Annotated in this window: 19 protein-coding genes; 2 read left to right on the top strand and 17 right to left on the bottom strand. The window is 55.3% G+C overall.

Annotated elements, in window-relative coordinates:
- Positions 1 to 36: 36 nt before the first annotated feature.
- The 15 genes from IB266_RS25160 to IB266_RS25090 form a co-directional block, all read right to left on the bottom strand.
- The gene (locus IB266_RS25160) at positions 37 to 1047 is read right to left on the bottom strand and encodes a hypothetical protein (protein ID WP_146042600.1); all 1011 of its coding nucleotides are present in this window, start codon (positions 1045 to 1047) and stop codon (positions 37 to 39) included.
- Positions 1048 to 1254: 207 nt separating this feature from the next.
- On the bottom strand, positions 1255 to 1722 hold the full coding sequence (locus IB266_RS25155; RefSeq protein WP_081015298.1) for a single-stranded DNA-binding protein: 468 nt from the start codon (positions 1720 to 1722) through the stop codon (positions 1255 to 1257).
- Positions 1719 to 2237 (bottom strand): DUF3158 family protein, encoded by a 519-nt coding sequence (locus IB266_RS25150; RefSeq protein ID WP_060738051.1) that lies wholly within the window; start codon positions 2235 to 2237, stop codon positions 1719 to 1721. Before IB266_RS25150 ends, IB266_RS25155 begins: the two co-directional genes overlap by 4 nt.
- The gene (locus tag IB266_RS25145; RefSeq protein ID WP_060738050.1) at positions 2234 to 2989 is read right to left on the bottom strand and encodes a PFL_4669 family integrating conjugative element protein; all 756 of its coding nucleotides are present in this window, start codon (positions 2987 to 2989) and stop codon (positions 2234 to 2236) included. The genes IB266_RS25150 and IB266_RS25145 overlap by 4 nt, the downstream gene beginning before the upstream one ends.
- Positions 2990 to 3133: 144 nt before the next feature.
- Positions 3134 to 4321 carry an STY4528 family pathogenicity island replication protein gene (locus IB266_RS25140; RefSeq protein ID WP_192263106.1) on the bottom strand — a complete coding sequence of 396 codons (1188 nt, stop codon included), beginning with the start codon at positions 4319 to 4321 and terminating at the stop codon, positions 3134 to 3136.
- On the bottom strand, positions 4318 to 4866 hold the full coding sequence (locus tag IB266_RS25135) for a DUF2857 domain-containing protein (protein WP_192263104.1): 549 nt from the start codon (positions 4864 to 4866) through the stop codon (positions 4318 to 4320). Before IB266_RS25135 ends, IB266_RS25140 begins: the two co-directional genes overlap by 4 nt.
- Positions 4863 to 6434, bottom strand: coding sequence for a ParB family protein (locus tag IB266_RS25130; protein WP_192263102.1), 1572 nt, complete (start codon positions 6432 to 6434; stop codon positions 4863 to 4865). Before IB266_RS25130 ends, IB266_RS25135 begins: the two co-directional genes overlap by 4 nt.
- A 306-nt stretch (positions 6435 to 6740) precedes the next feature.
- Complete coding sequence (locus IB266_RS25125) at positions 6741 to 7583, bottom strand: ParA family protein (protein ID WP_192263100.1); 843 nt, start codon at positions 7581 to 7583, stop codon at positions 6741 to 6743.
- 4 nt (positions 7584 to 7587) lie between these two features.
- Positions 7588 to 7818: an AlpA family transcriptional regulator gene (locus tag IB266_RS25120; protein WP_192263098.1), complete on the bottom strand. Its 231-nt coding sequence runs from the start codon at positions 7816 to 7818 to the stop codon at positions 7588 to 7590.
- Between the two features lie 110 nt (positions 7819 to 7928).
- Positions 7929 to 8678: a hypothetical protein gene (locus tag IB266_RS25115; RefSeq protein WP_192263096.1), complete on the bottom strand. Its 750-nt coding sequence runs from the start codon at positions 8676 to 8678 to the stop codon at positions 7929 to 7931.
- A 932-nt stretch (positions 8679 to 9610) separates the two neighbouring features.
- Entirely contained in the window at positions 9611 to 10291 is a 681-nt protein-coding gene (locus tag IB266_RS25110) for a class I SAM-dependent methyltransferase (RefSeq protein WP_192263094.1), read from the bottom strand.
- Between the two features lie 723 nt (positions 10292 to 11014).
- Positions 11015 to 11305 (bottom strand): hypothetical protein, encoded by a 291-nt coding sequence (locus IB266_RS25105; RefSeq protein ID WP_013692777.1) that lies wholly within the window; start codon positions 11303 to 11305, stop codon positions 11015 to 11017.
- A 68-nt stretch (positions 11306 to 11373) separates the two neighbouring features.
- On the bottom strand, positions 11374 to 12675 hold the full coding sequence (locus IB266_RS25100) for an NAD(P)/FAD-dependent oxidoreductase (protein ID WP_192263092.1): 1302 nt from the start codon (positions 12673 to 12675) through the stop codon (positions 11374 to 11376).
- Positions 12676 to 12686: 11 nt separating this feature from the next.
- Positions 12687 to 13430: an HAD-IA family hydrolase gene (locus tag IB266_RS25095; RefSeq protein ID WP_192263090.1), complete on the bottom strand. Its 744-nt coding sequence runs from the start codon at positions 13428 to 13430 to the stop codon at positions 12687 to 12689.
- A gap of 148 nt (positions 13431 to 13578) precedes the next feature.
- On the bottom strand, positions 13579 to 14442 hold the full coding sequence (locus IB266_RS25090; protein ID WP_192263088.1) for a glycine betaine ABC transporter substrate-binding protein: 864 nt from the start codon (positions 14440 to 14442) through the stop codon (positions 13579 to 13581).
- A gap of 168 nt (positions 14443 to 14610) precedes the next feature.
- Here IB266_RS25090 and IB266_RS25085 point away from each other — a divergent pair, with 168 nt between their 5' ends.
- The gene (locus tag IB266_RS25085; RefSeq protein WP_192263086.1) at positions 14611 to 15528 is read left to right on the top strand and encodes a LysR substrate-binding domain-containing protein; all 918 of its coding nucleotides are present in this window, start codon (positions 14611 to 14613) and stop codon (positions 15526 to 15528) included.
- Positions 15529 to 15735: 207 nt separating this feature from the next.
- Here the strand turns inward: IB266_RS25085 and IB266_RS25080 are convergent, their stop codons facing one another.
- Both IB266_RS25080 and IB266_RS25075 read right to left on the bottom strand, forming a co-directional pair.
- Positions 15736 to 16650: a carbohydrate kinase family protein gene (locus tag IB266_RS25080; RefSeq protein ID WP_060738038.1), complete on the bottom strand. Its 915-nt coding sequence runs from the start codon at positions 16648 to 16650 to the stop codon at positions 15736 to 15738.
- A 61-nt stretch (positions 16651 to 16711) separates the two neighbouring features.
- Positions 16712 to 17662 carry an AraC family transcriptional regulator gene (locus IB266_RS25075; RefSeq protein ID WP_060743036.1) on the bottom strand — a complete coding sequence of 317 codons (951 nt, stop codon included), beginning with the start codon at positions 17660 to 17662 and terminating at the stop codon, positions 16712 to 16714.
- 292 nt (positions 17663 to 17954) lie between these two features.
- Here IB266_RS25075 and IB266_RS25070 point away from each other — a divergent pair, with 292 nt between their 5' ends.
- On the top strand, positions 17955 to 19265 hold the full coding sequence (locus IB266_RS25070) for an ABC transporter substrate-binding protein (protein ID WP_060738037.1): 1311 nt from the start codon (positions 17955 to 17957) through the stop codon (positions 19263 to 19265).
- Positions 19266 to 19319 lie beyond the last annotated feature (54 nt).

Raw genomic sequence — 19319 nt, 5'->3', positions numbered from 1 at the left:
AACTGCCAGGTCTGCAGTCATCAATAAGTACAGATTTTACCAATGGCACCCTTTAAGGTTTTCGCGCAGGATCTCAAGCAATGCGGAGTCGTCGTCAGGCTCTCCTGTGATAAGAAATGCGGCTCCTGGGACCGGAAGCATTTCAAGTTTCGGGTGAGTCTCCCAAGACCAGAACCTTCTGGGTAAAAGACCGGTAGGTCGGGCAATGGCGAGAAACGCCACGTGATCAGCCAATTCAAACCTGTGGTCCAGTTCAGAATAGGATTGCGCAATACCACAGTGTGGGCAGCACGAGACGTGCTCTTTGACTCCTCTTTTTTTGAAGTGAATCAGCTTGATCCTGCACATATCTTGAATGTGCGTGGTCTTGCGATGGATCGTGGAGACGATTTTCGGCATCTGCCGTACTAGATCCTCAGTAAATTCCGGGTCTAGTAAACAGATGTGAATTTTGCAGCTCCAGCACCGCTTTCGATGGATTCTGATGTGGTGAAGGGAGGTATTCACTTCGTGCTCAATGAATCTGAGTTTTCCCGTGAGTGCTCCTTGAATAAATTCAGGGAAGTCGATGTCTTGCTTTTCGATGGATACGAGGTAGGTGCCAGTACTGTCGGGAGACTGACGCTTGCACTCAAATCGAGGAAGTGCTTTGGTTGGCTTGCTGATGTGATGACGATACGCTTTCTTGGAAATGTCGATCCAGATACAGCGAATACCTGCTTCCACGTAGACTCTCTGACGCTCCTCGTAGTCGACATCACGCTGTGTTGATCGTTGTATTTCGACAGCCACCTTGGTCTTGCCATTCGGATGAGTACAAAGAACGTCAGCCCGATAGAATTTGCCGGAAGCTGTTACCCCTGACTGCTCAGGAAGTGCAGACCAACCCGCGGCTGTGGCAGCAAAAAGCGTTTTAATTTTAAGCATGACATGATCATCGCTTTCGCCGCCTGTTTGACTGAGTTTGCGCTCACCTGGCTTGTGGGAAAAGAAACGATGCCCAAGCCGTGAGACCTTGAGCACCGCTCGGCTTTTGGTCTCGGGCATGAAGAGATCCCGGGATTTGTTCAGTGCTTCGGTTTTCCATTCTTCGTCCGTTAGGAATACCGAGGCAACGGGTGTCCCATCCAACCTATAGGCAAGCAGTCCCACAGTGCGTATCCATTGCATGATGTCGATGGGGCAATGGTACCTCGTACTGTTGTATCGCGCAGGGGCGCAATTACATACCTAGTTACATCATTTATTGACCAATTACTCTTTACGTTTTCTGGGTTTTGAGGTCGCTGACGAACTCTGATTGTTGGTCCGCTCTGCACTTTGCTCGACCTGTTTTGCAGCCGTCGTCTGTTCACTGGATCGTTCCCGCATGACCACGTTCTGCACGCGATGAGGCAGGATGCCGACTCGACGGGCTTCGATTTTGAAGGTCACCCGGGCGTTATCTTCGGCGTCCTCCCACTCATCGCGCACTGTCCGGCCTTCGACCAACACACGCATACCTTTCTGGTACAGCGTACTCCAGTGTTCAGCCTCGCGGTGCCAGAGCTCAACTGGCGCCCAATAGCCGCCTCGATCTTCATAGCTACCCTCGCGTGGCACGGGGTTGTCAAAGTACACATTCAGCCGTAGCAAACGCCGTGGCTCGTCATTGCCTGAGGAAAATTCCTGGAACTCTGGCGTACTGCCAATGTTGCCTTCGCCGACAAAAAAAGTACTCATCCTGATACCCCCACTGCGGTTGTGAGCTGGCGCAGTAGCCTTTCGGCACTGGCCATTTTGATCGCGCAGGTCGATGCCTGGCGGTAGAGCGAATGCACCACGCTCATCTGCAAGTTCAGTGCAATGCGGTCGCATTCGAAACGGTGCAATCCTTCGCGTATGGCTTGCGGCAAGGTCTTGTTGGAGACCTGGCGTTCCCAGACCACAACCCCCATACGAGTGAAGTCACGGGTGCGCCAACGCAAAAAGGTACTGCCAGCACTGGTGTTCTGCAGTACCAGTCGAATATCCAGTAGTGAGTAAGGAGGTTGTCCGGCCTGCTGCACCACAGTCTCCATCAGGTGACATAACTGCGCCTCGATTTCCCTCGCCATCTGCGCCAGGTGTTCCAGTTCCCCCTTACCCTTAAATGGCTTTAAAAGGCCTTTTAGGGAGGCAGCGTGTTCGAGTTGTCGATAGGCATCCGGTGTCAATGCTTCAAGGGGCAATGGTTGAGCCGGTGTCACGGGACTCATGCTTCTTCCTCCGCCCCACCCTCTGCCGCAGATGGGACTACCACGTCCTCCACCAACGCATCAGCGTCATCCGCTGCCAAAGCTCCACGACGAGTGATCGGTGGCGCGAACTGGGAGCGGCGATGGCCTTCAAGGATGTCCATGGGGGGCAATCCAAACTTCTCCATGGCCGCTAGGGCGCGGGCATTGTTTGCGGCCATATCATCGCGTGTGACACCTGCAAGTCGATAACGCTGCGCCTGGCCGAACAGGCTGCGCAGCAGATGAGCACCGTCGTCTATCCAGGCTTCCATGTCTCTGCGACCAATCAAGGCGGTGTGATGAGCAAGCAGGGTGTGGCGCACCAGCGTGTCGTAGTCAGTCAGCAGGTAGACGGCGAGGAACCCCAGTTGGCTGCCGATGTACAAGGGCAAGGTGACGGGGTGGATATTGAGGTTATCGCTCATGTCGATCTGCGTCGGCAGATCCTGTCTGATCCGATCCAATTGTTGGGTCAGTTCCAGCATCCCGGCTTTGGCCTGAGTCAATTTTTCTTCGAGTTGCACGATGGCCCAATCGGCATAGGGGTCGTCCTGGGCCGCAGTGTGTTTCATCAGGTTGGTGACACTGATGTAGCCGGCCATGCCCATGATCGAATGGACGCCTTCACGTGCGGTTCGTCCTTGCCAGATACGGGCGGCGTGGTGGGTGTGCAGTGTCAGGGTGATGCTGCTGCGCAATGAGCCCAGGTTAAGCTGATAGTGATCGGCCACGGTGTTGTCCTCGCATCTGCTTGGACGGGAACGTTGCGACAGATAAAGGTCAAGGACAGCCAAAAAGCTGAATGCGGTCTGTTCGGTTTGGTTCGAGATGGTTAATTTTCGAGACGCTCGACGATGATGCCAGTGGCATCAAATCTACTGACGTCCAGGGCGTTTGTCGCGCAGCTCGCGCAACTCATTCAGGCACGCTTGGGCCAGTGCAGAGGCGGGTTCGCTCTGTTTTCTAAGTGGACGTGACGGGGCGGGTGGCGGTTCTGCAATAGGTAGCGATTCAGCCTGACCTGCCCAAGGACGAAAATCCCCCTTAAGCGCTCGCTGGATCAAGCCCATCAGATAGGCCGCTGGCTTACGGATACCGCCGGCCGCACATCGCGCGCCCGCTTCGTTGAGCACTGCCTGCCGTTCCGCTGATTTAAGCTTATTCAGCGCCACGGCAACCGCCTGACGTTCGCTTGGGCTCAGCTGCAGTGGATCGGGCCAGTGCAGGTTATCCACTGCTGGGGTCGCGCGCGGTACTGTACAAGTACTTTCTTTTAATACAGTACAGGCGGCGTTCGGATTCCGAACTGAGCCAGAAACATTGGCGTTCAGACCCGGTTCGAAATCCGAACGAGGTCCCACACGATTCCGAATGTGGTGATCGCCACCTAGTTCGGAATCGTGTAACGCTTCATCGGTCCCTTGACCCAATACTTGATGTGTCCAATGTTCGCCCCAACTGTCGAGCCGGGTGGGGAGTCGACCCAGATCGATATCCGTGTCTTGGCGGATTTCTTCCACTATGTGCTGCGCGACAATACGTACAGCTTTGGTCGCATGACCGAGGGCATGTCCGACCAGCTCCAGATAGTTCTGATCCAGCTCCATGGCTTCGGTTGGGGTTAACGGTTCATCGTGCAGGACATACAGAGAACCTTGTAGGCGCCCGCTGAGCTGATCGCGGCCACGACTCACCAAGCTAAGCCAGCGCGTCAACCTGAGCATCGTCAAGGCGCGAGCGATGGTTTCACGGGATGCTGATACACCATAGGGCACGCTCGACAGGTAAGGTTGCAGATCTTCATAGCGCGGGGTGACCACCCCCTGGCCCTGCAGCATGAGTCGAAATACTTGCCATGCATTACGTTCCAACGGAGTCAGCCGACAATCCAGCAGCAGGCGACGCGGCACGACCTCGTGTGATTGGCCACTGAACAGAAAGCCTGCCTGTAGAGTCTGGTTGGAGGGTGGTTCCGTGGTCTGGCGTGCGGGCCAGCGTTCACTCAGCTGTTGGGTGCATTGCTGCAGGACGCGCTGCCAGCGACCGAAAGTGGAAGTGTTCATGTTCCGTTGCTGTACTGGTCGATCTGCTGCCAAACAATGGTCAAGCTGATCTGTTGTTCCTCCGCCAACATCATCATGGCGTCGAGCTGATCCTCAGCACCTTCCTGAGCGCGTAGTTGGCACCAACGCTGCCAGAGTGCATGTTCCTGCGCTTCGCTTAAGTTCTGGGGGCGCCCCTTACGGGTTTCTATCTTGAGCAGACGTCGGCGCAGGGCGGTTTCCGAATGCGCCAAGCCGAAGCATTGATACATGATGGTACTGCTGGCACCGAGTTTGAGAGCTCGGTTGATCAGGCGCTCGTTCTGTTCGTCGCGTTCGGCCTGGTCGATCAACCGGTGCAGCACCGGCGAATCAATCTTGACCTCAACCCAGGGGACGGTGGCGTGGGCCAGGCGTGACAGTGTGGTGGGCGGTAGGGATTGCAGCAGGTAGATGTCTTCCTCATCCAACCCGAGTGCTTTGCAGCGCTGCAGATTACCCAGGCGCAACTCGTGAAGGACCTGGGTCAGCATGGCCTGGTTGAGGACATTGAAGGACAGGTTCATGGCACCTCCCTTGTTGAGCCACCTTCAGGGGGAAGCGTTAAGTCGATCAAACGTCGGGATAGGCGTATAAGGCGATACAGTTTGATTAACAGACCATCGGGTAGTCTCTCCAGACCTATGTTCACGGCGGGGCGATCTGTCAGCGGGAGTTGATAAACCCCTAATAGCAGTTGTCCAAACAAAGCTGAGGGTAATTGCTTGCGATCCTCCCAGTTCACTTCGTCTTGAGCACGCAGCAGGGCCAGGAGCAATAGGTGAACGCCGGCCGCACGAGGCGCTGCAAGATCAAGTTGCTCGATGTTGAGGGCGAAGCCCAAGCCTTGCTTCTGGTCGATGATGCACTCGGGCTGTCCGGCATAGGCCGCCATTTCCCGAGCCAGGCCGGCTATAGCTGAACGCAAGTGTTCAGGGGTATCCAGTGCTGGTGCGATGATCCAGATGTCGTCGATCGTGCAGGTTTCGATGGTCGGTGCTGGTTCGGTGGCAGTAGCGCGATCAATCTGTTCGCGAATCTGTTGGATACGTGACGGAGGGCTGACTTCTGATGCGACATTCGTTTCGGGCAGCGTGAGCTTCTCCTCTCGCGCTTTTTCGGTCCGGATTCTAGTTTCAACTGATGGGGGGCGGGACTCGGAGGTGGGAGGTTCTGCGGCGGTTTCATCAACGCTCGGCAGATGGCTGGCCTCTGAGGGCGTGATGACAATGCCGGGCCGTTGTGTGGCGCTCAGCTCCAAGGCCAACATGCGATAGGACTGTCCGAGTAAGCGGCTCATGCGTTCGAGCAGTTCATCCTGGATTTGCTCAAGATCGAAGGACTCGGGATCCGCATCAAATTGGCCCAAGGTGTCGAGCCAAAATTCGGGGAACGCAATGTTGTCGGTTGGATAACGATTCCAGGTTCGTTCAGCCTGGCTACGCAGACCGATCAGGCGTTCAATTTTGGGTTTACCTAATCCGGCATACAGGGTTTGTGGAATGGCGGGCAGTAGGTGTTCGAGGGTGTCGAGCATCCGGCTGATGTGCGACTGTGAAATGGGGTAGCCTCCAGCGGCAAGATGTCTTGCCAGCTCTCGTTGCGAGAGTGTTGCTCCATCTGATTCGAACATGGTTTTGAGTTTGGCCACTGCCAGAGCACGTTCGATGAAGATGAGTTGACCGTGCAGGTCGCTTTCAGCCAGATGACCGAGTAGGGCAGTGATCTCATTGGCCCACGGCCGGAACAGGCAATGGATGCGGAAGAAACGCTCGTCGCGGGTTTCCTGCCATAGCTCGCCGAGAATCGCCAAGCGTGTATTGCCGCCGTTGCGGATGATGAAATAGGTTTCTCCTGGGCGGCGAGTAATCGGCGGCGGTTGATCCAGCCCGCGTTCACGGATCGAGGCCTTGATATCGTCATAAAGGGGATTACGGACGAACCGCGGGTTGTGCTCATAGGGACGTAGCTGCTCCAGAGTGACCAGCATCGGTGTGTCAGTGAGTGGATCGGACAGTCGCTCCATTTCCGGACCGCGAGGGAAGTGGTCCTGGTGCAGTTTGTCGGTAATGTCCTCCTGAGTGAGCTTCTTCATTGGAGCAACCTCAGTTAACGCCGGGTGCGCAAATGGTCACCAACCTCGAACTTGACGATCTTGGCAGTGCCTGAACCTTCGAAGTGTTGTGACAGTTCTGCGAGAAACCAACCCGTAGCGGAGCTCCCACCTTGCAGACGAAAGACCACGGTGCAGTGCTCTTCGCAAGGCGGGGAGTGGGGGGAAATGGATGGCTGAATGCTGATGGGACGCTGATTGAACATCGCAACACTCCTTGCTAAACGCTGTTGGCTTTCAGGCCGATAAAAAATGACCGAGCGAGAAGTGCCTGTTTGGTGATTCGACTCATTGAATCCCAGTGCGGCTGCTGACCGTAGAGATCGCTTCGCGCCATTCCGGAAACAGCTCGATGGCCAACGCTTGCATGGTTTCCAGCGCTGATGGTGATCGTCGTTCGCGTGACCGGTTTGTCTCGATTCGATGGGCGGGAAGGCCGAGGGAGGCAGCATTGAGATACACCACTCGGTCTGGAACTATGGTGTCTAGTACCGAAATGTTGATCGCCTCGGCAGAGGTCTCCCGCAGGCCACGGATGATCATTCGCGTGTCTATCCGGATGTTATTTACTTGGTTTAACAGCAGTCGCAACGGTGGTGGTGTAATACCTAAGTGACGGAATGGTTCGAGTTCACTGAGCAGCCTCAAAGTGCCGCGGCGCAGTTCGCGAGCGGCGAGCATTTCCGGCGTTATAGGAGAGAGAGTGAGATCGGAGGCGAGAATAGCCATCTCCAGCAAAACGCTGCGCGCGCCTTGGGTGTCAATCAGAAGCAGGTCGTATCTCGGGCGAAAGGAGTCCAGTAGATTGCGTAGGCGCAGTCGACCATCAGGGGCATGCAGCAACAAGGTGCTCAGTCGGCCGTGATCGTCGTTGGAGAGGATCAGGTCGAGCCCGACAACCGTAGTCGTGGAAATTATTTGTGCGGGGTCTGTCAGGTTTAGCGCAATGAGCTCATACGCGCCTGCGGCAGACTCGTGGCGCAACGAGTAGTAGCTCGAGAGGGTGGGTTGGCTATCCAGATCCAGTAGCAAGACACGCAGGCCAGCATCGGCTAGTAGCCCGCCGAGGTTGGCGGCGACCGTGGTTTTGCCAACTCCACCTTTAGTGGAAACCACCGATACCACGCGCATGGCATCAGCTCTGCTGCGCCAAGCGCTCGGTGACCCACTGCTCGATTTCCAGCGAATCCCAGCCGACTGCGCGCAATCCAATGCGTTTGGCTTGAGGGAAGTTACCTTCTTTCATCAAGTTATAAATGTGTGCTCGTTTGAACCCGGTTTTCCGCTCCACTTCTTCACGTCGCATGATGTGACGCTCGTTAAGTGGTTGAGGCGCTTCAGCTATTGGGAAAGGCTGGCTGGGCATAGTGGTCACTCCTGGCGGGGGTTGGCGCATAGTGGGAAGTGACCTGAATTGAATAGTACTAATGGGAGAGTGTCATTGCATTGCAATAGATAAGATTGCAATGCAATGCTTCAACCTTGAGAGAGGCTACGTTTTGCTGCAGCAAATTTTTTATCAAGGGAGCGTTTGCTCAATCCTGGAACACCTTCAAAGTGCGCAGTGATTGAGTCAACGATAGCGGCTTGCGACTTAAACACCGAGTTAGGTATTCCTCTTGGTGATGATCCAAGAAGGGTTTCGAGTAAAGCGCCGATGACGCACAGATATCCAGCCTCGCTACGGTCATTTAGCTCGCCTCGTGTCTCAACTAGATAGTGTAAGCGTTCTCTTTCTAGGCCTATCGCCTTGAGCTCCTCCAGAAGGGCCTCATGAGCGATCTCTATCGCCCTAAGCTTGACTTCGAGAGCATCTCGATCAGCTCGAAGCGTCAGGTATGTATCAATAGTTATTTTTGACTCATCAGACGTCTTCCTTCCAAATAGAAATGCGGGGCATTGGTCTGGATAATGGTGAATCATCCAATATTTGAGATCCGTATGCCTGACAGTTACGAGTCTGTAGTCGACGGGGCTACCTGGCCGAGTCGTCACACCGAAATAACCATAAGGGATCTCGTCGTTTCGTATGGCATCGAGAATTTTCCCCATGTTGATATGCAGACATGGCCATTGGGGAAATTGCTTTGACAGCAAACCTGGACAATCCCAGGCGCTGTCTAGAATTCGAGCCTCGTGATCCATTAACCCACACCAGCGTATGGCAGCATCAATCGGCCGGTAAAACGATTTTTCCCATGGATTGAAACTGTGAGCTGTGTACATGCTAGCGGCCTCATCCGGGATGCAACCGCTAGGTACCTTTTCAGACGCCTGTACTGGCCTTTGCTTCCTTGCGGTGCCTGTCTCTTGGTTCAGATCGATCCCTTGATAACCTCCGTCCTGATGTTGGTCTGGGCCGGGGAGATCTAACGAAGAGCTTTTAGCTATTATTAACTTCTATTTGTTGGATAGCTCTATGATCCAGAACCGTCGTGTTATTTTCAGATGTGGAAGAATGTGGCTGAGAAGCCTAATTGCGTGGCTCCTATGTAACGATCCCACATTCTGAATGCGTCCAGACGAGTCTTTGGATCATTATTTGATGGTGGATAAGTGTTGTGCAGCCTGGCTTCATGGTGGTTGTGGCTTCGCGCGGAGATAATAGCTGGGCGGGATTACTCTTGAAAGTTGGTGGGGCAGAATACTGCTATGCACGAAAAAGATAAATTGCGAATGTGTGGGCCGCAGATCAATCGTAGCGATAATACGCGAACTACGTGCTGCGCAGACCTACGTGCAGCGCACGTGGTGCGCTCCCTAAACTACTATCGCTGTAAGCCATCGTTTGCCCAGGCGCTGACGAATAAGTCGTTGACGCTGCGCGCAAGTGGAAAGTGGCAGACACCTGCCATCTCCACCTCCACCTCTACCGTTGGCTCTGAGAAGCAGACCCCCGAGGCCTCTATGCGCTGTCCGGTAATCCTGCTGTTACCTTCTATGGTCTTTCGACCTATGATGAAACCGTCTTCGCCCACACCGGCTGCAATCCGCTCGTAATGGTTGCTAATCGTTCGCTCACTGTCTCCGTTGGGGAGAAATGTACATCGGAAAGACACGAGGCGCCCATCCACGGAGCTGATCATGTGGCCTATGATTCGAGGGGGCGTGAACTATAAACACCATCAAGCTTGAATAAGCGACCGATAGCCATCCTATTATTTTTTGCGCAAAACATACACTCGCCACATGGCGTACAGCGGAATGAAGTCCAGCGATTTCTGAACGCGGAACCCGGCCTGTTCAAATTCTGCCTCGACAGTAGTAGCCGGTAACACGAACCGATTTTGGTAGCCGTCCTGTTCTCCTTTGTTGCGACGACGCACTTCGGTACGCTTGCGTTTCCAGGCCTTGAAGTTTCCGTCCACCCATAGTGAGATAATTACGCTGTCGCGGGTAACACGCTGAAACTCACGCAGTATCGCCAGCCTATGCTCGGGGGCACCGATGTGGTGCATCAAGCGCATGCAGAATATGTTGTCGACCGCGTTGTCCGGTAAATCGATAGCAAAGGCAGAGGTCTGCAACGGGCGAACCCGTTTCACCACCTCCGCCGGTTGGGCGATGGTTGCGACCTTCAACATTGACTCAGAATTGTCTGCGCCGATGATCACGCGACCAGGCTTTTGCGCCAGTAACGGCCAGAAACGCCCGGCCCCACACGGCAAGTCCAGCACCAAGCCAGGTTCGCCAGCGGCGACCAACGCACTACGCGCCAATTGCTCGTCGCGTTTGTGGGATAAACGGCGGGACAGATTGTCCTGATGCTTGAGTAAATAACTCTGCGCGTGCTTATCGTCGTACTTTTCGGAAAATTCAAGCTTGATCGGATCGGGCATCAATGGGGCTCCATTTGTTGCGGCGAATAATTCCAGAGGGTATGAACTGTAATCCTCATTCTGACTTGGTGCGGTCATGGCTCTGGCTGGGGGGGCTGCTTGACTATGGGAGCTTTCAGGTCAATCAAAAAACCTTATGGCTTCTATCAGAATGGGCGTGGAGCCTATTGACGATGACGCAGGGGGCTGCGTAACCGTGGCGTGATTTTACGACAGGGATGACGAAGAGCTAGCTGCGTGATCGCATATAACCATGAGCTGTATTGATGGCTGGGCGTCAATAACGCCATCGCGTTGCCGGGGGTGACTGATAACTCTCATTCATGGCTTCAATCGCTGCGATGTACTTCAAGTTTTACTGTCAACTGATACCTGCTTGCTGAGAATCAATTTTGGCGATGTCAGCTTTGAAAGAAAGGCGGCTTTTGACGTCGACAGACGGAGTAAGCAAAGAGATCTGACGGATAAGGGTTTGACAGTTGGGGGCCGGTACACTGTTTTTAACCTTCGGGTTTTTCCCGCACGGAGCAGGCCTGGCCTTGGCCTTGGTCCTGACCGACCGAATGCCTTACGTTCTCCCACTTGATCAACTTGAGCATTAAACGACGCTACGACGTGGCGTGACCAGAGAGCACATGCTCACTGGGCTCTATGAGAAAATCTTGAGCGCCAAAGGACTTTTGCCAAGTCCTAGAGCGGTCAATGGCGAGATTATCTATGTATTCATTTGTCTGACTTCGCTTTAAAACTCTGGCTCGTGACACCGTCCGCAGGACGACGTTGATTCGCGCAGGGCAGCAACCCGCGGTGCTCCCAGAGCTTCAATATGGCGTCCATGCAGGCGCTACTTGCTCGCGCCAGCTGGCTCGGATCTTCAGCCTCCAATAATTCGCACATCAACCTGCGAATGTAACTGGCCAGCCACATGGCGAGAGGGTCATCCCGGCACTTCGATAGTTTGGTCGATAATTCCCGGCCTAGTTTCAAGCATTGAATTTCATTCTCCAACAGCATGGCAGTATCACTCCTTCCGGACCGAGGCTGTGTAGCTGCCTGGGACTGTCATTTCTTTCGGGATACGTTCAGCGTCCGATGGCGTCCAAAAACTGATACCAACCGGCGACCATTCGAACCACGGGTACTCGCAGCGAATAAAAAGGTATACGGCGTATTTTGTCCGCCCACATCAACCCCAATTCTGGTTTCCGCCCAACAATGACATCTGCGACATGCTTACCGATGTATGAGGACATGGCCACTCCCGTGCCGTTGTAACCCATGGCATAGACCACGCGGTCATCAATCCGTCCGACGTGCGGCACACTGTCAATTGTGAGCGCCACTAGCCCCGACCAACGATGGGTGATGGTCGCCCGGGCGAGTAGGGGAAACTGCTTGACCATCGCTTCGTGCAAGGCATTGAAAGCCGCCTCGGAGTCATCCGTGCCGAACGCACCGCGACCGCCGTACAACAGACGGTCCTCGGCCATCCGAAACCAGCGCATCATCCGCCGCGTTTCGGTGTAGCTGCGGCCGTGGCGCAACAACTCCAGCTGCGGGCCGGTGAGAGGCTCGGTGGCCAGCATTGCCGAACGAAAAGGCACAACCGATTTGCGCACAGGCGCAGTAGCTGGCGTTAGGCTCGAGTAACCGTTAGTAGCCAACACGACTTGCTTGGCACGGACAGTGCCAGTAGGTGTCTCCACCCTGACGCCCGTCCCCATCCGCCGAATGCCCATGACGGGCGCTCCCTCATGAATACTGACTCCCGCCGCGCTCACACCGTCGGCCAACCCCCGGACGAAGTTCAACGGGTGTAACAAGCCTCCACCTCTGTCGAGGACGCCGCCGACAAAATCGCCAGAGCCGGTTTCCTCCTGCATCTGACCGGCGCAAAGCACTTCGAAGGAGCTATCCCCCAAATGCTCATGCAACCACTGCGCCTCCCGCACACAGTAGTCCAGCGTGGCCTCGTTGTGCGCGCAATGCAGGCTGCCGCTACGCCGATATTGCGCCGCTTCCAGCGAATAAACCGCCACCAGCTCCTCAAGGTGTTCCACCGACTCAAGGGATAGACGACGCATAGTCTGAGCCATCTCCAGTCCGTATCGCGCCGCCACCTTGCTCAGCGAGATACGATACTTGGCCGACACCACGCCACCATTTCGACCGCTCGCCCCCCAGCCGATGCGACTGGCTTCCAGCACCACTGTTGCCAGCCCTTTTTTCGCCAAATAATGCGCCGTGGACAACCCGGTGTAGCCTCCCCCCACCACGACCACGTCATAGCTTCGATCACCTTCCAGCGCTGGAAATGACGGAGCGTCAACGGCCGTGGATTGCCACAGTGAAGCAATTTCGGCTGCAAAAGGACTGACGGCCATGGCTCGCTTCCTCAGGAATATTTCATGGCTGGGTTGCTCAACTCGGCTTCCACTGCGTCAGCCAGCTCTTTCATTGAGTGGAAGTGGAAGTCGGGTTGAGTGACCTTTTCAGGCACGGGCGTGGCGCCATAGCCCAGGATGTCGTGACGACGTTCGATCCAGCAAGTGGTATAGCCCGCCTCGTGCGCCACACCGATGTCGTGATACTGGCTCTGAGCGACATGCAAAATGTCACGTTTCTGGAAACCTGAAGCCGACTGACGTCCTTGGTTGTAAGCGAAATACAGTGGGTCGGGCTTATGTACGCCGGTCTCTTCGCTGGTGAGCGAGTCATGGAACGGATAGCCCAGGGTGAATTGGTAAGCGGAGAAGGAAGTGCGATCGACGTTGGTCATGGCGACTAGACGGAAATGCTTGCGCAGGCGAGCCAGGGCATCCACGGAATCGGCAAAGGCTGGCCAGGAGACCACTGAAGCCTGAAAGCGATCACCGGCGGCCTTATCGCTGATCAGTCCCAATTCGGCTGCGAACTTTTGATAAATATCGCTCATGGTGTACATGAATCGATTGGGAGCACGCATGTCGCCGCGGTACACGTCATCTGCGGTTTTGTAAGCGTCGAAAATGGCGTCGTCAGAAACGTTATGGGCTTCAGGTCCGCCGATACTGCGTACGGCCGCCAAGATGCCGGCTTCGAAATTGATCAGGGTGCCTACTACGTCAAAGGTCAGGACTTTGAAATCAGTCAGTTTCATTGCGGTTCTCCAGGGTGTTTTATTAGTTAAATGGCAATTCAGCAAATGACGGGCACATATCTGCGCACAGGCGGGTTGCCGCATGCGGTGGATCAGGTTCAGGTAGTGGGATAAAACGCAGCGTTTGAAACTGGACGCAAATGTCAGGTCACTGGAACATGGCAGCGAAGCGTGCGCGGTTCTTCAAGTAGTAAGCGTTCACTACTTCATCGACCGAACTATCCTTGGCTTGCATCTGCATGGTTTCCAGATCGTTCAAAGGCAACGTGTAATGCTCGAGGAAGGTGGCGATCTTCGGCTCGTCCGCCTTGAAGCCCAGGCGGGAAACCACATGGATATGCTCAGTGCCGCCGAAGATGTTCTTCGAGTCGACGAGATAGCGCAATTTCCATTTAGCAAACATCCAGTGCGGGTTCCAGGCGTTGATGATCGACCATTTGTCACGGGACTGATCCCGCGCTAATTCCGAGAGCATGCCGGCTTCGGAGGAAGCCACCAGCTTGTAGTCTTTGAGGCCATATTCGGCGATGGCTTTTTCGGACAGTTTGTATTGCCCATTTCCCGCTCCTGCCGACAGGATTCGGTTGCCGAATTTCGCCGCAATGCCCGGCTTGTTCAGGTCTTCAATACTCGACACCTCACTGGCCGGAATGCTGTCTGGAATCGCCCAGCCAATCTTGCCGTCGTACACGGTCCCCAAGTCTTCAACTTGAGAGCTGTACTTGTCCCAGAAGGTTTTGTGCGCCCCTGGCAGCCAGACCATTGGAATGAAGTCGACGCTCTTGTTGGCTAATGCCTGGAATTGGATGCCCAGGTCGGCCATGACGAGTTTGACCGGATGGCCAGTCACGTCTTCGATCACCTTGGCGGCCAGTTTTGCAGTGATTTCTGCATCTGCCCAGTTGATCCAGCCGATACGGATCGGTGCCTGCTCGGCGGAGACCGGCAGTACCTGCAAAAGGGAAAGCGCCAAGCCTCCCATCAGAACCTTGAATGTGTGCATCAAGCGCATTTGCGTCTCTCCTGAAATTACGATAAAGCTTAGGTAATGGAATAGAGGCAGATCAAGACTGGTCATCGCAGACATGGACGGTCGTATACGCCGGCCTGGTTGCCATATGGCCATGATTCTGCGGGCGGAACAAACAACTAATTCACGACCTTTGGATAACTTTTTGTAATGGAAAAGCTTCGGCGGCGCCTTCCTCCTCTCAACGGTCTTGTGGTGTTCGAAGCCGCCGCGCGGCTGCTGAGTTTTACTGCGGCGGCCCATGAAATATGTATTACTCAGGCGGCCGTCAGCCGGCAAATTCGGCTCGTAGAAGAGTTTCTCGGTCACGAGCTATTCGTGCGTGAACACCGTCGGGTCAGCCTTACCCCTTCTGGGAGGCGTCTGTATGCAGCGGTGGATCAAGGAATGGAGCGCATTGCCCAGGCAGCCGGTGATATCCGCAGCGGCACGCAGGAGGCGTTGACGATCACGGCCACCATTGGCTTATCGACCTATTGGCTGATGCCCCACTTGGAGGCCTTTCAGGCCGAGCACCCTGAGGTGGCGATCCGGTTGCTGGCGCTGGACCGGGAGGTGGATTTACGCGAGGAACAAATTGACGTGGCCTTCACCTGCGGCGATGAGGGGCAGTCGCAGCATATTCGCATGACCCGCCTATTCGATGAAAATATGGTGCCGCTGTGTAGCCCTGGCTACCTCGCTGGGCGCCAGATCAAGAACTTGCAGCAACTGGTGGGGGAGCGTTTGTTGCACTTGGACCACGAACACTGGCGCGGCTTCAACTGGCCAGTGGTGGACTGGTCCACCTGGCTCAACCAGATGGGCTATGAAGGCCCGTTGCCGCCCTCGCGCATGGCCTACAATAACTACGCGCAGCAGATTCAGGCGACCCTGGATGGGCGCGGCATAGGGCTGGCATGTATCGGTATGCTCAAGACGTATCTGGACAGTGGCCAATTGGTGCAGCCTCTGGCATTGGAGCACAGAACCGCGCGTGGTTATTACATGGCGGTTAATCAGGCCAGCACTAACGAGGCGGCTTTGCAGGTATTTCTGGGGTGGTGGGAACGCTCAGTGGTGATCTGAGCAAGCATTGGGCGAAACAGGTGGCCGCTTAGAAGCAACAGCCCTGGCAAAACGCTCTGGACGGCTGCCTGGCACGAACAGTGCGATTCGAATGATTTTGGATTAAACGCCCCGTGCAGGGGGGTAGTCGTCATTCGGGATCTAAAGTCCATCCAGTGCTTCTTGAGTCCCGCCTTCCTGACAAAATGGCGGTACGCAATGCGAACTTCAGCGCTGATGTTGCATGCGGTTTGACAGCAAATCCTCCACCTCTTCACGACTAGGCGCGTAAGCCCCGGCATGCGAGCAAGACACCGAGGCACAAGCAGCGGAGAACTCCAATCGTGCATGGGGCTCTTGGATGCCTAACAACGTCGAGGCCAGCCATCCGGCCATACTCGAATCGCCGGCACCCACCGTATCAGCGACCTCAACGGCGATCGCGGGCTGTTCAAACTTCACGTCGGCAGCATACAACGCCATACCTTTCGCTCCACGGGTGAAAAGAATCTGCGCACTAGCATTCATCGTCCGCAACGTGTGAAGCGCCTGTTCTTCGTTCAATCCAGGGTATATCTGGCGAAGATCTTCATCCGAGAGCTTGATGATGTCTGCAAGCTCCACCATGGCCGGGAAAGTCAGCTCGCGGTAGCGGGTGTCCATCAGGTTGCGCCAGTTCGGGTCATAGCTAATCAGCTTGTCTTCTTCCTTCACCCTCCTGGCCACCTCAACAAGCCTGTCCCCCAATGGCTGACGGGCAAGGCTGATACAGCTGAAGTGACAGAGTCGAACCGCATCCAACCAACCTGCCGGGAGTTGGTCCACATCAAAAAGTAGATCGGCCTCGCCCGCAAAGAAATACCGGGGAGGGTGGCTGGAGGGCACGATCGCTACCAGAGGGTCAGCGTCAACTCTCTGGAGGAATCTCATGTCCAGGCCGGCAGCCTTCGATTGCTGTGCGAGCTCATCGCCCAATGAGTCGGTACTGATCGAGCCGGCGAATGCAGTGGGTACGCCGAGGCGGCTCATTGCGCGGGCCACGTTCCAGGGCGCGCCACCTGGATAGCCCTGCCATCGTCCGGGCGAGTGTTGAACCACGTCGGTCAGTGCTTCACCAAACACAACAACGCTCGGCAATTGCATATTCATTCTCTCTTGTATCGGGCTGGGGACACTATCGTGCGTCACATGAATAGGCGCGGTCTCACCGCACCTGCGTGATCGGTAGCGATGGGTGAAGACTGTCTCGGTTGAAGAGCTTCACGGCAGTAGTACGCCGGTAGTCGCTCGGGGTCTGATGCATTTCATGACGGAAGTGGCGATTGAAATTGGAGACGTTTTCGTAGCCTACCTCGAAGCAGATTTCGGCGACCGAGAGTTGTGTCTGGACGAGTAGCCGACATGCACGCTGGATGCGCAGCTTGCGCATCAGGTCCATGAATCCGTGGCCAGTGATTCGTTTGAAAAAGCGTGAAAAACCGGCCTCGCTCATCCCAACTCGCTCGGCGATGACAGATAGCCGGACGTCAGACGTGAGCTCATTGATCAAGTAGTCGAATGCCTGATTAATTCGCTCCGAGCTGCGCTCGTTCAACGAAGGCGAGTAGCAGGCGCTGGCCAATACCCGAATTTCGCGCTTTGGCGCCCTTGCGAGGGTGCCTATCAATTGCAGGAACATGATCAGGCGCTGAAGCCCCGTCGCCTCGCCGATTCTCTCAAGCAGCAAAGCGGCCTCGGCGGCCGTCCCCCCAGTAAATTCGATCCCACGTTGTGCCAGCTCAAACAGCGTTTTCAGCTCCGATAGCTCAGGCAATGAACCTTGGAGGTCGAGCAGGGCAGCGCCGTCAAACTGCAGCACCACGTCGCGGCCTACGAGCTGTTCTCCCGGCGCGATATCTCCCATCCAATCATGGGGAAGACCTGGGCCAATCAGTGCGACATGTCCTGCGGTGAAGGGCCCGATGTAATCCCCAGCCAAAAGCTTGCCACTTCCTTGTCGAATCAGGTGGATTTCATATTCTGGATGGTGGTTCCAGCGGGCGAGGGCGTATGGATAGTCGTGCTCGTACCATCGAAAGCTCTGATCGGGTTCAGGAAGGATGACTTCAAGGTCGGCTGGTCGGTGCTCGAACAAAGCAGCGCGGTTATCAGGCATCTCGTGCCCCTTTTTATAGTTATGCGGTGGATCGAATGCGCCAACCATACGCCGAATTCGTCCGGGACTGCTAGCCCAACTATTGCAGATTGTTGATACTTTTTTAACTCTTGTGGCCGCCGGTTGTCGCGATCAAAAAAGTATCGATTCGGCGTCCGCGATTCGTTTGAGGGCGGGGCGGGTAGGTGATCTAATCAATTCGCCCACCACTGCAATGCGGTCTTGTTTTGCTCACAAGTGGTGAACAACAACAATAATAGCTCCGGTCATCTGGCTTGGAGTGGAGAGCCCCATGAAGATTACGAATGCGCTAATTCTTTCTACTGGTCTGTCATTCGCCCTTGCTAGCCATGCCGCTGAGACGCTGACCATCGCGACGGTCAACAACGGTGACATGATCCGAATGCAACGGCTATCCAAGGTCTTCGAGCAGCAGCATCCCGACATCAAACTGAACTGGGTCGTGCTCGAAGAGAACGTTCTGCGTCAGCGCCTGACCACTGACATTGCCACTCAAGGTGGTCAGTTCGACGTGTTGACCATTGGCACCTACGAGACCCCGATGTGGGGTGCTAAGAACTGGCTAGAGCCGATGAAGGACCTCCCGGCCGGCTACGACGTCGACGATATCTTTCCTGCCGTGCGTCAGGGCCTTTCTGTTAACGATACGCTCTACGCACTGCCGTTCTACGGCGAAAGCACCATCACGTACTACCGCACCGATCTGTTCAAGGCTGCTGGGCTGACGATGCCGGGGCAGCCGACCTGGTCGCAACTGGGCGAGTTCGCTGCCAAGCTCAATGATCCTTCGAAGGATCAATATGGCATGTGCTTGCGTGGCAAAGCTGGCTGGGGCGAAAACATGGCTTTGCTTACCACGATGGCCAACGCCTTCGGGGCGCGCTGGTTCGATGAGAAATGGCAGCCTGAACTCAATGGTCCTGAGTGGAAGGCAGCAGCGACGTTTTATGTTGATACCCTGAAGAAATATGGCCCTCCCGGAGTATCCAGTAACGGGTTCAACGAAACACTGGCCCTTTTCAACAGTGGAAAATGCGCGATTTGGGTTGATGCAAGCGTGGCTGGATCTTTCACCACCGATAAGGAGCAGAGCCGGGTGGTGGACAGCGTAGGTTTCGCTCCTGCGCCTATTGAGGTTACCGACAAGGGGTCCTCATGGTTGTACGCCTGGTCATTGGCAATTCCTGCCACCTCCAAGCACAAAGAGGCCGCCAAATCGTTCGTCACCTGGGCCACCTCCAAAGAGTACATCCAGCTAGTTACCGATAAGGATGGCATCACGAACGTGCCACCCGGTACACGCATCTCGACCTACAGTGACGCTTACCTCAAGGCCGCGCCGTTTGCTCAGGTAACGTTGCAGATGATGAAGCACGCTGACCCGTCGCAGCCTTCAGCCAAACCTGTTCCGTACGTGGGCATTCAATACGTGGTGATCCCCGAGTTTCAGTCGATCGGTACATCGGTAGGCAAGCTTTTCTCCGCAGCATTGACAGGACAAATGTCGGTTGAGCAAGCGCTGGCTTCTGCCCAGTCCACAACCGAGCGCGAGATGAAGCGTGCGGGCTATCCCAAAAAATAAATAGCCCCTTACCTCCGCCGGCTTAGCGCCGGCGGTCACAGCCGCACAGGTAAA

The sequence above is a fragment of the Pseudomonas sp. Pdm06 genome (assembly GCF_014851795.1).
GTDB lineage: Bacteria > Pseudomonadota > Gammaproteobacteria > Pseudomonadales > Pseudomonadaceae > Aquipseudomonas > Aquipseudomonas fluorescens_AA.
The sequence above is the reverse complement of the archived record's forward strand: the minus strand, read 5'-3'. Positions and strand labels throughout refer to the sequence as shown.